The 12,675-nt window shown below is 47.8% G+C and carries 14 protein-coding genes and 1 rRNA gene; 6 read left to right on the forward strand and 9 right to left on the reverse strand.

All coding sequences use genetic code 11. The features are described from left to right. Positions 1-296, reverse strand: a 16S ribosomal RNA gene (locus tag ACXAH4_RS00005); the annotation flags it as partial. 441 nt (positions 297-737) lie between these two features. Here ACXAH4_RS00005 and ACXAH4_RS00010 point away from each other — a divergent pair. Continuing rightward, entirely contained in the window at positions 738-1,271 is a 534-nt protein-coding gene (locus ACXAH4_RS00010; protein ID WP_474880234.1) for a gamma carbonic anhydrase family protein, read from the forward strand. Between the two features lie 14 nt (positions 1,272-1,285). Here ACXAH4_RS00010 and aroE read toward each other — a convergent pair whose 3' ends face one another. After that, complete coding sequence (gene aroE, locus ACXAH4_RS00015) at positions 1,286-2,095, reverse strand: shikimate dehydrogenase (protein WP_474848796.1); 810 nt, start codon at positions 2,093-2,095, stop codon at positions 1,286-1,288. On the opposite strand from aroE, the gene ACXAH4_RS00020 reads away from it, so the two are divergent. Further along, complete coding sequence (locus ACXAH4_RS00020; RefSeq protein WP_474880236.1) at positions 2,094-2,528, forward strand: group II truncated hemoglobin; 435 nt, start codon at positions 2,094-2,096, stop codon at positions 2,526-2,528. The two genes, aroE and ACXAH4_RS00020, sit on opposite strands and share 2 nt — an antisense overlap. A gap of 68 nt (positions 2,529-2,596) precedes the next feature. On the opposite strand, the gene ACXAH4_RS00025 is transcribed toward ACXAH4_RS00020, so the two are convergent. The 7 genes from ACXAH4_RS00025 to ACXAH4_RS00055 all read right to left on the reverse strand — a co-directional run bounded on the left by ACXAH4_RS00025 (position 2,597) and on the right by ACXAH4_RS00055 (position 8,344). Further along, a complete protein-coding gene (locus tag ACXAH4_RS00025) occupies positions 2,597-3,271 on the reverse strand; it encodes an OmpW/AlkL family protein (protein WP_474880238.1) in 675 nt (224 codons plus the stop codon). A 145-nt stretch (positions 3,272-3,416) separates the two neighbouring features. Continuing rightward, entirely contained in the window at positions 3,417-4,340 is a 924-nt protein-coding gene (gene hemF / locus ACXAH4_RS00030; RefSeq protein ID WP_232373448.1) for an oxygen-dependent coproporphyrinogen oxidase, read from the reverse strand. Positions 4,341-4,343: 3 nt separating this feature from the next. Continuing rightward, the gene (tsaC, locus tag ACXAH4_RS00035; RefSeq protein WP_474842351.1) at positions 4,344-4,904 is read right to left on the reverse strand and encodes an L-threonylcarbamoyladenylate synthase type 1 TsaC; all 561 of its coding nucleotides are present in this window, start codon (positions 4,902-4,904) and stop codon (positions 4,344-4,346) included. Then, entirely contained in the window at positions 4,897-5,454 is a 558-nt protein-coding gene (locus tag ACXAH4_RS00040) for a DNA topoisomerase family protein (protein WP_474848788.1), read from the reverse strand. The genes tsaC and ACXAH4_RS00040 overlap by 8 nt, the downstream gene beginning before the upstream one ends. A 67-nt stretch (positions 5,455-5,521) precedes the next feature. Further along, entirely contained in the window at positions 5,522-5,998 is a 477-nt protein-coding gene (locus ACXAH4_RS00045; protein ID WP_119499443.1) for a DUF494 family protein, read from the reverse strand. A 3-nt stretch (positions 5,999-6,001) separates the two neighbouring features. After that, on the reverse strand, positions 6,002-7,138 hold the full coding sequence (dprA, locus tag ACXAH4_RS00050) for a DNA-processing protein DprA (RefSeq protein WP_474848786.1): 1,137 nt from the start codon (positions 7,136-7,138) through the stop codon (positions 6,002-6,004). A gap of 36 nt (positions 7,139-7,174) precedes the next feature. Next, the gene (locus ACXAH4_RS00055; RefSeq protein WP_474880241.1) at positions 7,175-8,344 is read right to left on the reverse strand and encodes a LysM peptidoglycan-binding domain-containing protein; all 1,170 of its coding nucleotides are present in this window, start codon (positions 8,342-8,344) and stop codon (positions 7,175-7,177) included. A gap of 106 nt (positions 8,345-8,450) precedes the next feature. Here ACXAH4_RS00055 and def point away from each other — a divergent pair, with 106 nt between their 5' ends. Genes def through trkA form a run of 4 tightly spaced genes read left to right on the forward strand, consistent with a single transcriptional unit; the run spans position 8,451 to position 12,658 of the window. Beyond that, positions 8,451-8,960: a peptide deformylase gene (gene def / locus ACXAH4_RS00060; protein WP_119499442.1), complete on the forward strand. Its 510-nt coding sequence runs from the start codon at positions 8,451-8,453 to the stop codon at positions 8,958-8,960. A gap of 8 nt (positions 8,961-8,968) precedes the next feature. Further along, complete coding sequence (fmt, locus tag ACXAH4_RS00065; RefSeq protein WP_474880243.1) at positions 8,969-9,925, forward strand: methionyl-tRNA formyltransferase; 957 nt, start codon at positions 8,969-8,971, stop codon at positions 9,923-9,925. Continuing rightward, positions 9,925-11,253 carry a 16S rRNA (cytosine(967)-C(5))-methyltransferase RsmB gene (gene rsmB, locus ACXAH4_RS00070; RefSeq protein ID WP_474880245.1) on the forward strand — a complete coding sequence of 443 codons (1,329 nt, stop codon included), beginning with the start codon at positions 9,925-9,927 and terminating at the stop codon, positions 11,251-11,253. The genes fmt and rsmB overlap by 1 nt, the downstream gene beginning before the upstream one ends. A 25-nt stretch (positions 11,254-11,278) precedes the next feature. Beyond that, positions 11,279-12,658, forward strand: coding sequence for a Trk system potassium transporter TrkA (trkA, locus tag ACXAH4_RS00075; RefSeq protein ID WP_474848778.1), 1,380 nt, complete (start codon positions 11,279-11,281; stop codon positions 12,656-12,658). Positions 12,659-12,675: the final 17 nt, after the last annotated feature.

Consider the following 12,675-nt stretch of genomic DNA (forward strand, 5'->3'; position numbering starts at 1 on the left):
TTCCTCTCAGAACAGCTAGAGATCGTCGCCTTGGTGAGCCTTTACCTCACCAACTAGCTAATCTCACTTGGGCCTCTCTTCAGGTAGGAGCCTAAGCCCCCTTTGGTCCGTAGACGTTATGCGGTATTAGCAGTCGTTTCCAACTGTTATCCCCCTCCCAAAGGCAAGTTCCCAAGCATTACTCACCCGTCCGCCACTCGTCAGCAAATAGCAAGCTATTCCTGTTACCGTTCGACTTGCATGTGTTAGGCCTGCCGCCAGCGTTCAATCTGAGCCATGATCAAACTCTTCAATTAAATATATCGAAAAACTTTTATGAATCGTCGGTTGACACTCTTAACGAGTGCCCACACAGATTGTCTTGTTATAAATTTTTAAAGAACAATGCTAAGAATTTTCTCAGCTGCTTCAATGTTTCTCCCTGAAGCGGGACGCGTATTCTACGCGTTTCGTTTTCAGTGTCAACAACTTTTTGAATTTAATTTCGAATAGTTGCTTCTGAAAACTGCTTATTGAATTTAGCCCTAAGCCTTATTCTATAAGCACTTCGCGGTGTCTGTCAGTGACGTTCCCCGTCGAAGTGGTGCGCATTATAGGGAGTTCAGTTCGCACGTCAACGGTTATTTTCAAAAAACTGAAACAATTCATCTGAACGCTTATTTCTTATACTTTCACGCCTATAAAGCGAGCGATCACACGGGTATAGTACCGTTATTATTGATTATGAGAGCTTTACTATGCCTGTCAGAAAGTACAATTCTGTTTCCCCTTCTATTGCTGATAACTGTTATATCGATGACTCAAGCGTGCTTGTCGGAGATATCGCTATAGGATCAGATTCAAGTATATGGCCACTGGTTGCAGCCAGAGGCGATGTTAATTATATAAAGATAGGCGACCGCACAAATGTTCAGGACGGTTCAGTGCTTCACGTCACCAGGAAATCTGCCGGTAATCCTGAAGGTAACCCACTAATTATTGGTGATGATGTAACGATAGGACATAAATGCATGCTTCACGGATGCACACTGGGCAACCGTATACTCGTCGGTATGGGTGCCATTGTGATGGATGGTGCTGTTGTAGAAGATAATGTGTTTATCGGAGCAGGTACATTAGTCCCGCCAAACAAGCGCCTTGAGAGTGGCTACTTATATGTAGGCAATCCAATTGTGAAAAAGCGCCCGCTCAAAGAGAGTGAACAGGCCTTTCTTAAGATTTCGGCAGACAACTATGTCCGGCTGAAAGATGAATACCTTACACAAGGCTGAATCTGAACTACCGTTTAAGGACGAAGTTTCTGAATAACACCGGCAGTCTCCGGCCTTTTACCTGTCCAGATGGTGAATGCTGCAGCTGCCTGTTCCACCAGCATACCAAATCCGTCTTTGGTTCCTGCAGCCCCTTTCTCAGCAGCATACTGCATAAAGCGTGTTGGCTGACTACTGTATACCATGTCGTAAGCCAACTCGCATTTACCGAACATACTGTCGGACACAACTGGCAGATCGCCCGTCAAACTCGCTGACGTGCAATTAATAATAATATGGGCTTCAACGCTGACGAGCTCGTCAGCCGTTATCGCTTCAAACTTAGGGTTTGCTATATCTGACACAATCGCCTGTGCTTTGGCAAAAGTACGGTTAGCAATAAATAATGATTCCGGATTTTCTCTCAATAATGGCCCTGCTACACCGCGGGTAGCGCCACCGGCACCAATAAGTAAAATACGCTTTCCGCTTAAAGTTCCTATTGTACTGAGTAAGTCCGCAACCAGTCCCATGCCGTCAGTCGTATAACCATTCAGGCAGCCGTCTACTTTATGCAGGGTATTAACGGCTTTTGCGGTTGCCGCCTCTTCATTACAATTTGCTTCACTTAATTTGAACGCTCTTTCCTTGAACGGGACTGTAACATTACATCCCAAAGCCCGCTCATCAGCAAAAAAATTCGTAACTGTATCTTCGAAACCTTCAATGGGCGCTTCAATCTTTTCATATTGAATGGTCTCCCCGGTTAAATCAGCAAACATATGATGAATTGCAGGTGATAAACTCTGAGAAATCGGGTTTCCAAATACAGCGAATTTTTTCATGGGTCTCTTTAGCTTATTAAACAAATCAAAGAAAACGTCTTCAGACACAACCCCCTCCACACCCTATGAAGCAATCGGGGGAGAAGAAACGGTAAAACTTATTGCCAACCGATTCTATGACATCATGGAACAAGATCCTATGGCTGAAGAGTTACTTGCAATACATCCGCAACCAATTGACAGAATAAGACATGTCTTTTTTCTTTATTTAACCATGTGGCTTGGCGGTCCCAATGAGTTTGAAAAGCAATTTGGTCATCCCCGCTTGCGTGCCAGACACCTTGGTTTTGCTGTGACACCTGCACTGAAGCGTCAATGGATGTATTGCATGCGAAAGGCAATGTTGCAATCGGTTCACGACATTGCTCTTGCAGAGAAGTTACTGGAAGCACTGGATCAACTCGCAGAACATATGATTAATACGGAACAATAAAAAAGCCCTCCGGATAAGGAGGGCAAAAGGCAAGTGCGAAAAACGCATGGAAACTAAATGTCAGATGCTCAGAATGTGTAACCTACAGAAATAGTGTAAACCCAGGGATCAATCTGAATATCGTTTACGCTTCCCTGAGCTTCACCCACATTGAAGGTGGCTTCGGTATCAATATCAATCCACCTTACCGACGCATTAATGTGCCAGTCGTTATTCAGCATGTAATCCGCACCGATTTGTGCAGAAACACCAAAGGAGTTATCCAGATCTAAATCTGTCAGTCCTGCATCCCCGTTAGCTGAAGTGAATTCCTCGTCATAAATGAATGTATAGTTCAGACCCGCACCGATATAAGGCTGGAACACTGCCGCGGGATCATTGAAGTAGTAATTAACGGTTAATGTAGGGGGTAAGTGTGTCACTTCTCCCAGCTTATCACCTGTGCCCAGCGGGTCAGACACACCAAAACTGACGTCATGGCTGAATGGTGTCGCTGCGAGTAATTCGATATTGATATTGTCGGTTATGAAATACGCAACATTCAGACCCAGTTGGGTATCGTTATCAACCGACAAATCTACGCCTAAATCTGCACCACCGGCAATAATGGTGGATGTTTCGTCGTCAGGTGCAACCGTTGTAAGACCGCCACGTACAACCCAGTCGCCTTTTTCATATGCTTGAGCGGCAGGAGCAGCAATGAGGGCTGCGAGGATAACAGTAGCCAGAGTGGTTGTTTTCATTTCGATTCTCTCGTGTGTTTAACGTTGATGTGCGTACTGTACGCCTCAGGAGAATCAAAATGTTGATCTGGAACAACAGAAAAAAATGGTTTTAAAATCAGCTTCCTGACCATTGATCTGAATCAATAGTCAGGATAAGCAGAGCTTACCAGTCTGTGGGTTTCAGCCAGTTAGCCAGCTTCGCTTCAGCGCTGCCTGCGGGCGCTTCGAAGCCATATTCCCAGCGGGCAAGGGGCGGCATGGACATCAGAATGGACTCTGTACGGCCGCCGGTTTGTAACCCGAATAACGTGCCACGGTCATACACCAGATTGAACTCGACATAACGTCCGCGACGATAAAGCTGAAATTGGCGTTCACGTTCTGAGTAAGACATGCCTTTACGGCGTTCAACGACCGGAACATATGCGTCCAGATAGCCATTACCTACTGACTGCATAAATTCGAAGCTTTTATCAAATCCCCATTCATTCAGGTCATCAAAAAAGAGACCGCCAACGCCACGGGTTTCGTCACGATGTTTCAGATAAAAATAGTCATCACACCATTTCTTATATCTGGCATAAATATCATCACCAAAAGGAGCACAGCACTTTTTAGCGGTGTCGTGCCAGTGCTGAACATCTTCTTTAAAGGGATAGAACGGCGTGAGGTCAAAGCCACCTCCAAACCACCAGATGGGTGTTTCTCCCGGCTTTTCAGCAATAAAAAAACGCACATTGGCATGAGAGGTGGGTACATAGGGGTTGTGGGGATGAATAACCAGAGACACCCCCATTGCCTGAAAACTTCTGCCGGCCAGCTCAGGACGTGATGCAGTTGCTGAAGCCGGCATGGCTCCGCCGAACACGTGACTGAAATTGACACCGCCCTGCTCTATCACCGCGCCGTTTTTAAGCACTCTTGAGCGGCCACCGCCCCCCAGTTCTCTTTCCCAGCTGTCTTCTACGAACTGACCTTTGCCATCAACCAGCTCCAGTGTCTGACAGATGTTATCCTGCAAGGCCAGCAGGAAAGCTTTAACTTTTTCTATCGCCTTGTTTGTGTCTTCAATATTCATTGTTTGCATTATTTAATCTCTGATCACCCGGCCGGAATCGCAATCCCGGATTGTACTGGGCCTGTCCAGTCCGCCCACATCGCCGTCAATGTAGATAACACTGTCTGCAAAGTATGCTCTTGCTTCACCCTGTGTTCTTGCAGGTTCTTCACCGGAAGGATTGGCGCTGGTAGAAACCAGAGGCTTGCCCAGCTTTTCACACAATGCTTTCACTACCGGATGTGTTGTCACCCGAACTGCTATTTTTTCGTGAGAACCTGTGATCCAACCGGGCGCTGTTTTGGACTTCGGCAAAAGCCAGGTATTCGGCCCGGGCCATGATGAGAAAATTTGCGCTCTGCGATCAGGAGGAACAGCATTGTCATTAACGTAAGGCAGCAAACGGGAATAGGTATCAGCAATAAGGATCATGCCTTTTTCAACCGGACGTTGCTTCAGTTGTAATAGTTTGTGAACCGCCAGCTCATTATCAGGGTCGCACCCTATCCCCATTACCGCTTCGGTGGGATAAACAATTAACGCTCCCTGTTCAAACGCTTCTTTTACAGGGTCAATCTGTTGTTCATTACTCATTTTCGGGCTCTGCCTGATAATCGCATTTAACTTGCGGGCAGCACACTTTGCCTTTTTTATTGATCAAAAGGCCCCAGCCACAATCTGGACAGCTACCCGGAACGGGCGGGAAATTTACCACATACTTGCATTGAGGATAATGATTGCACGCATAAAAGCGCTTTCCGTATTTATTTGTGCGCTCAATGATGTGTCCGGTATTACATTGGGGACAAATGATCTGCGTGTCCTCCTGCTGTTTTACCGGCTCAATATGATGACATTCAGGAAAATTTGTACAGCCAATAAACATACCGTAGCGACCTTTTTTAATGGCCATCGTACTACCGCAGTCGGGACACATCGTGCCGGCGATTTCTTTTAACGTTGTGGTTTGTTGATCGTGTAACGGCTTACTGAAATGACATTCGGGATAAGCCGTACATCCAAGGAAAGGGCCACTCTTGCTATTTCGGATTTGAAGATGACTGCCGCATTCCGGGCAGTCACCGAAGGCGTGCTCAAGCGCATGCTCATGAGCACTGAATAAGGAATGATCTATTTTTGACATGAACCCCTGATACCTTAGAGCACAAATTCAGGAGGCATCCCGGGGACCATGCCGGTACTACTCCTGATTAATGCAGCGTACCATCAGATTCTTCAAACAGAAGATCTTCCATCTGTGCATACGCATTCTCTTTACCGGGCACGTTGAATAACACCATCAACACGACCCATTTTAAATCTTCAAGACAGAACTCAGGAGAGTCTATTTCCATCACTCTGTCGATAACCATTTCACGTGTAGAAGCGTCGAGTACACCAACCTGCTCTAAAAACAGCAGGAATCCCTGGCACTCCACATCCAGACGCATTTGCTCTTCCTGGGTATAAATGCGGCTGACGCCAGATGATATACGCTGACAGAAATACGGCTTATTATCCGTTTCCTGGAGCGCAGCCAGTTTCTCCAGCCATGCTAACGCCTTATAGATTTCATCATGATGAAAGCCAGCGCGTATTAACTCATCCGTCAGTTCGTCCTGATCGACGCGGATTTCCGTTTCGCTATGAATGAAGTTCTCAAACAGATACATGAGGATGTCGAACATGGTTTATTTCCCCCTCAATTTGACGTAACCACCGGGAACGGGGGTTACGAGACCACGCAGTTCATATTCTAATAATGCCGCCATAACCGCTGATACAGGCAGTGCGCTGCGTTCGGCAATGATGTCAACGCCAGTTACATCAAAGTCCACACTATCTAATAATTTATCGGTTGCCAAGTTTTGATCTTCACTTTTTTGTTGTTGCTCAGCTGCGGCAGCAACGGGCGATCTGGCAAGATGGTTAAATTCCTCCAGGATGTGGTCTGCAGTTACCACAAGTTTAGCACCTTGCTGAATAAGTGCATGACAACCTTCTGTCTGCACATTTGCGATATTGCCCGGCACAGCGAACACTTCGCGTCCCAGATCTGCGGCCAGATTGGCAGTTATCAAGGTACCACTCTTTATTGTTGCTTCGACCACCAGCGTACCGGCTGAAATGGCAGCGATTAAGCGGTTTCTGCCAGGAAAGTGATGACGCTTCGGTGGTGTGCCGGGTGAAAACTCAGACACGAGCAATCCATTATGACTGACGATTTCCTCTGCCAGATGAATGTTCCGGCGGGGATAGATAACATCCGGCCCGCTTCCCAGAAAGGCTACCGTTCTGCCCTCTATGGCATTGGCAGCCTTATGGGCTGCGGCATCAATTCCGCTGGCAAGGCCGCTGGTCACAGTGACGCCGGCAGCGGCCAGCTGTGAGGCAAATAATGCAGCATTTGAAAGACCTGCCCGGGTAGCCATTCTGCTGCCGACAACCGCAATCTGCGGATCGCCAAGACGTGAAGTATTCCCTCTGGCAAACAAGAGTAATGGTGGTGATGTCAGACTACTGAACCCTGATGGCCAGTCCGGCATGTCCCGGGTAATGATCTGATTCGCCGGGTCTCTGTCCAGCCAGCGATAAGCCTGTTCATGAAGCTTGTCATTTGCAGATGTCCGTAACTGGCGAATCTGTGCCAGCTGTTCAGAAGTAAGAGGATGGTCAGGATTTGTCATCCACTCATCGGAATGGAGAAAGGCCCGGGCTGAAATGCTGTATTTATTGAGTAGCGCATTCCATTTCGCTGTAGTCATGGCCGGCACTGAAGCCAGTGTCAGCCAGGAATGTATTGAAGTGTTTTGATGATTTTTCCGCATACCGCAGCCCCTCAGCTACGGTATGGGTTATCCCGGTTAAGGATTAGCGACAATAGCGCCCGTCTTCACCAGTTCTCTGGCACGGGTAATGATGCCGTAGCTGGCTTTATCAAATGTTTTGAAAATGACGATTTCGCCGATTTTAATGGCCGGCTGATGCACCGTGCTGCCATCGTTAAACACGCTGTACATGGCATTATTTTCGCCAGCGTATTTGGGTAATTCACCGTCAATAATATCTGGCCCCTGAGAATAAAGTCCCATCACAGTGCCGGGAGACACTTGCTCAGAACCTAAATCCACAATGACCACATCGTCTTTACCCAGCAACTGATGCTGATGAAGGTTTCCTACCACAAAACCCCGCTGTTCAGGCGTTGCAGCCTGCAGCACGAGATCCTGCCGGTCTGTGAAATCTCCGTCATACAGCCGGTCGCCACGGGCTGCTTCAAAGTTTGATTTGGTGACTTTGACCAGCCACTGGAACGGCACGGTATCGTCAATCATATTGGCATCAGCAACATGATGAACCTGAATCCCGAGGATCTCTCCGTCCAGGTTTTCAATAGTAGATTGTCTGCGGACTACACGATACTGATCTGAAGATCGGCCGTAACTCCGGCTGATCACTAAATCGTCGGTAACAAAACGGATATCGCCGGTTTGATTACCGAGAATATGGGGCAGCTTTTCATAGACCTCTTCATCAAGTAATTCATTTTGATTGATGTAAGGAGCAATAACGGACCAGGGCAACATACTGATGGGGTCAGGCTTATTTTGTTTACGCAGGGACGGTCCGAGGGTGATGTGTTTTTTATCCCGCTGAACTACCAGTACCGGCTGACCGTCGACAATACGTATTACAAGAACGTCGCCGGGGTAAATCAAATGAGGATTGATAATTTGAGTATTGTTACGCCACAGCTCCGGCCATAGCCAGGGCTTGTCCAGAAACAGGCTGGCAATATCCCATAACGTATCATTGCGTTTCACTGTATAGGTTTGCGGGGCATCTTCTTTTAACGTGACTGCCTGAGCTAACCCTGTAAGGCAGCTTAAGATCACTGTCACTGCGGTCAGGGCAGCGGCAAAGCGCTTTTTAATCAATCCGGTTGTCATGTTTGCTCCAACCACTCCTGTTGAAATTTTCGACATTGACTCTATATCGGCCATGTATCCGCTATTTCCAGCAAAAAACTGCACGGCAGTTACCGTTATACGATAGAATAGTATCAGAAACCAATGTGTAAATAGCGCTGGCTATTGGATCGTATATTAATTCATACACGCAAGCGAAGCAGAACGACAGATGGCAATTTTAGACGTATTAAGTTTTCCTGACGAACGCCTACGTACCGTAGCGAAGCCCGTTGAGTCAGTAGATGAAGAAATTAAGCAACTGATCTCGGACATGTTCGAAACCATGCGCGATGAGAAAGGCATCGGCCTTGCCGCCACGCAGGTAGACAGACATGTACAGGTTGTAGTGATGGATGTATCTGAAAATCAGGATACGCCCAGAGTATTCGTGAACCCTGAAATCACAGCGAAAGATGGTTCCACCATCAGTGAGGAAGGCTGTTTATCGGTACCCGGTAATTACGCCAAAGTAGACCGTGCAGAACGGGTGACTGTTAAAGCACTGGACGGTGAAGGGAATCCTTTTGAGCTTGAAGCTGACGGTCTGCTGGCTATCTGTATTCAGCACGAACTGGATCATCTGAAAGGTAAATTATTTATTGATTACCTGTCACCGCTGAAACGCCAGCGTATCCGGAAGAAGTTAGAAAAAGAAGCAAGACTGGCTGCTAAGGCCTAGGACTATTTGTGACCACACCACTACGAATCATTTTTGCCGGTACGCCGGATTTTGCTGCCGACCATTTACGCGCCCTGCTCGGTTCTGAGCATGAGGTTATTGCTGTTTATACGCAACCTGACCGTCCTGCCGGACGGGGCAAAAAGCTGACGCCCAGCCCTGTAAAAGTATTAGCTGAAGAAAATGGCATCGATGTTTATCAGCCTGCTTCTTTAAAAGCACGGGAAGCTCAGGAAACGCTGAATCAGTTGAACGCTGATGTGATGGTAGTAGTGGCTTATGGTTTGTTACTGCCGCAGGCTGTTCTGGATATGCCCCGCTCAGGCTGCATAAACGTACATGGCTCTATTTTACCGAAATGGCGCGGAGCGGCACCTATTCAACGCTCTTTGTGGGCAGGCGATGAAGAAACCGGCGTGACCATTATGCAAATGGATGTTGGCTTAGATACCGGCGATATGTTGCATATTGCCAGGCTGCCTGTTGAACCGGAAGATACCAGTGCCACGCTCTACGATAAGCTTGCGAAGCTGGGGCCTGAGGCTCTGGTTAACGTGCTGAACGATTTGGAAAGCTATACTGCAAAAGCAGAAAAGCAGGATGATAATCTGGCCTCCTACGCGAAGAAGCTCAGTAAAGAAGAGGCTCTTATCGACTGGCAGGACAGCGCAGAGCAAATTGAAAGAAACATCCGTGCGTTTAATCCCTGGCCGGTGGCGTGGATGCAAATCGGCAAGGATAACGTGAAAGTATGGTCTGCACATGTGAGCGACAATACGTCAACACAACAACCGGGCACAGTGGTAAGTGCCAGTAAACACGGTATCGTTATTGCCACTGCCACGAAAGATTTAATCATCACCCAACTACAAATCCCCGGCAAAAAAGCGTTGCCGGCAGGCGATGTTGTGAATGCACGGCAGCAATGGTTTGTGGCCGGTAAACTGGTTGGCGGAGAAGCATAATGGCTTCGGTTCAGCCGGTTCCCCTTCCAAGACAAAAGAATTTACGCGCCGATACTGCCTGGGTAATTTTTCAGATCCTGGAAAACGGCAAATCCAGCAGAGAATGTCTTGCTAAAGTACAACGCCGGCATCACGGAAAGGATAACGCCTGGATTCAGGAAATGTCGCTGGGTGTCATGCGTCAACTACCAGTTCTCCAATTCTGGTTGCGGGGATTACTCGATAAGCCTCTGAAAGGGAATAAGAAGATCCTGGAGCACCTGATGCTGCTTGGTCTCTATCAACTGGCTTTCAGCCGGGTATCATCTCACGCAGCAGTAAGCGAAACAGTGAATGCTGCTTCTTATTTGGGTGGTATGTCTTTAAAGGGACTGGTTAACGCTATCCTGCGTAACTTCGAACGTCAGGGGCTGGCAGATAAGCCGGTAGACGATCCCATTATTGCAAGCGGATTACCCAAATGGCTATTTAAACGCATTCAGGATGCTTACCCACAGGTGGCCGACCGCATTATTGAACAAACCAATGATCAGGCGCCTATCTGGTTAAGGGTGAATACGTGCCAGGTTTCACGTGAAACCTTTTGTGATGCCCTGACTGAAATGAACATCCCGTTTGAAACAGTGGCTTCCCACCCTCAGGCGGTAAGACTTATCACCCGCAGCGACATTACTGCACTGCCGGGTTACGACAAAGGCTGGTTTGCGGTGCAAGATGGCGCAGCTCAGCTTGCCGCACCTTACCTGGACCCGCAACCCGGTGAAACCATACTGGATTGTTGTGCTGCTCCGGGCGGCAAAACCGGTCATCTGTTTGAAGTTCAGCCTGAACTGACCCGCTGTATTGCGATCGACAGCGATGCAATACGCCTTGAGCGGGTTAAAGAGAATATGACGCGGTTAAAGCATCATCCTGAAATTAAAACCGGTGATGCATTGCGTCCCGATCAATGGTGGGACGGGAAATTATTCGATCGCATTCTGCTGGATGCGCCCTGCTCTGCAACCGGCGTTATCCGTCGTCATCCTGACATTCGCTGGCTGAGAAAGCCGGCTGATATTGCAGCACTTGGTGCATTGCAGTCGGAAATTCTCGATGTTATGTGGTCATTGTTGAAGCCGGGTGGCACCTTGCTGTACGCCACCTGTTCCATTCTGCCTGAAGAGAACCGTGAACAAATAAAGCAATTCCTGGCACGTACTACAGATGCTGAATTGTCTGAGCTTTGTGAGGGTGAAAGCAGAGATTTCCCGGGCCGGCAGATAGCAACCGGTGAGGAACAAATGGATGGTTTCTATTACGCGAGACTGATAAAGTCTTCTCATTAAACTAGTAAGAGTCTGAATTACATCAATGAAAATCATCATTCTTGGCGCGGGACAGGTTGGCGGTACTCTGGCAGAAAACCTGGTTGGTGAAAAGAACGAGATCACAGTAATTGATTCAGATCCCTCTATACTGCGAGCCCTTCAGGACCGCCTTGATCTTCAGGTAGTCGAAGGCGTGGGTTCCCACCCTGATATTCTCAAAAAAGCCGGCGCTGAAGACGCCGATATGCTGATCGCTGTTACAAATAGCGATGAAAGTAACATGCTTGCCTGTCAGGTTGCATACAGTCTGTTTAAAACCCCGACTAAAATTGCCCGCGTTCGCAGTGAGCAATACATCATTTATCAGGAACAGTTGTACCAGGAAAATAACATTCCTGTGGATCACATCATTGCGCCTGAGCAGTTGGTAACCACTGCAATTAAACGTCTTATTGATTATCCCGGTGCGCTTCAGGTTGTGGAATTTGCCGAAGGTAAAGCGAGCCTTGTTGCGGTTAAAGCCTACTATGGCGGTCTGCTGGTTGGACACGCCTTATCAGCCCTGAAAGAACATATGCCCAACGTGGAAACCCGTGTTGCGGCAATTTACCGTCGCGGCCGTCCAATCCGCCCGCTGGGCACGACGGTAATAGAGGCTGATGATGAAGTATTCTTCATTGCTGCCACCAAACATATCCGTGCGGTAATGAGTGAACTGCAGAAACTGGAATCCAGCTACAAACGCATTATGATTGCCGGCGGCGGTCTTATCGGTGCTGGCCTGGCAAAACGTCTCGAGCACAAACACAACGTGAAGCTGATTGAATTCAGCCCTGAACGCGCACAGTATTTATCTGCGAATCTGGATAAAACCATCGTATTTTGTGGTGATGCCTCTGATCCTGAATTACTGAATGAAGAGAGTATCGATCAGGTAGATGCCTTTATTGCTGTCACCAACGATGATGAAGCAAACATCATGTCAGCGATGCTGGCTAAGCGTATGGGTGCACAAAAGGCCATGGTGCTTATCCAGCGCAGTGCTTATGTGGACCTGGTACAGGGAGGTGAAATTGATATTGCATTCTCACCCCAGCAGGCTACGATTTCCGCATTGCTTACCCATATTCGACGCGGTGATATCGTTAACGTATATTCTCTGCGCCGTGGTGCCGCAGAGGCCATAGAAGCCATTGCCCACGGTGACGAAAACACTTCAAAAGTGGTGGGCCGTGAAATCGGCAATATCAAATTACCGCCCGGCACAACAATCGGAGCTGTCGTCAGGGAAGATACGGTAATCATTGCTCACAGTGATACGAAGATAGAAGCCAACGATCACGTGATTCTTTTTCTGGTAGATAAGAAATACATCAATGATGTAGAGAAGCTGTTCCAGCCAAGCGCATTCTTCTTCGGCTGATAACTAGTGATCTACTG

It is taken from the genome of Alteromonas sp. ABV2_168, assembly GCF_056161165.1.

Excerpts from the sequence above, each read along its gene's own strand:
- ACXAH4_RS00040 (WP_474848788.1), bottom strand. The coding sequence starts at position 5,454 with ATGTCAAAAATAGATCATTCCTTATTCAGTGCTCATGAGCATGCGCTT.
- tsaC (WP_474842351.1), bottom strand. The coding sequence starts at position 4,904 with ATGAGTAATGAACAACAGATTGACCCTGTAAAAGAAGCGTTTGAACAG.
- trkA (WP_474848778.1), top strand. The coding sequence starts at position 11,279 with ATGAAAATCATCATTCTTGGCGCGGGACAGGTTGGCGGTACTCTGGCA.
- def (WP_119499442.1), top strand. The coding sequence starts at position 8,451 with ATGGCAATTTTAGACGTATTAAGTTTTCCTGACGAACGCCTACGTACC.
- aroE (WP_474848796.1), bottom strand. The coding sequence starts at position 2,095 with ATGAAAAAATTCGCTGTATTTGGAAACCCGATTTCTCAGAGTTTATCA.
- dprA (WP_474848786.1), bottom strand. The coding sequence starts at position 7,138 with ATGCGGAAAAATCATCAAAACACTTCAATACATTCCTGGCTGACACTG.
- ACXAH4_RS00010 (WP_474880234.1), top strand. The coding sequence starts at position 738 with ATGCCTGTCAGAAAGTACAATTCTGTTTCCCCTTCTATTGCTGATAAC.
- ACXAH4_RS00020 (WP_474880236.1), top strand. The coding sequence starts at position 2,094 with ATGGGTCTCTTTAGCTTATTAAACAAATCAAAGAAAACGTCTTCAGAC.
- ACXAH4_RS00025 (WP_474880238.1), bottom strand. The coding sequence starts at position 3,271 with ATGAAAACAACCACTCTGGCTACTGTTATCCTCGCAGCCCTCATTGCT.
- hemF (WP_232373448.1), bottom strand. The coding sequence starts at position 4,340 with ATGCAAACAATGAATATTGAAGACACAAACAAGGCGATAGAAAAAGTT.
- ACXAH4_RS00045 (WP_119499443.1), bottom strand. The coding sequence starts at position 5,998 with ATGTTCGACATCCTCATGTATCTGTTTGAGAACTTCATTCATAGCGAA.
- rsmB (WP_474880245.1), top strand. The coding sequence starts at position 9,925 with ATGGCTTCGGTTCAGCCGGTTCCCCTTCCAAGACAAAAGAATTTACGC.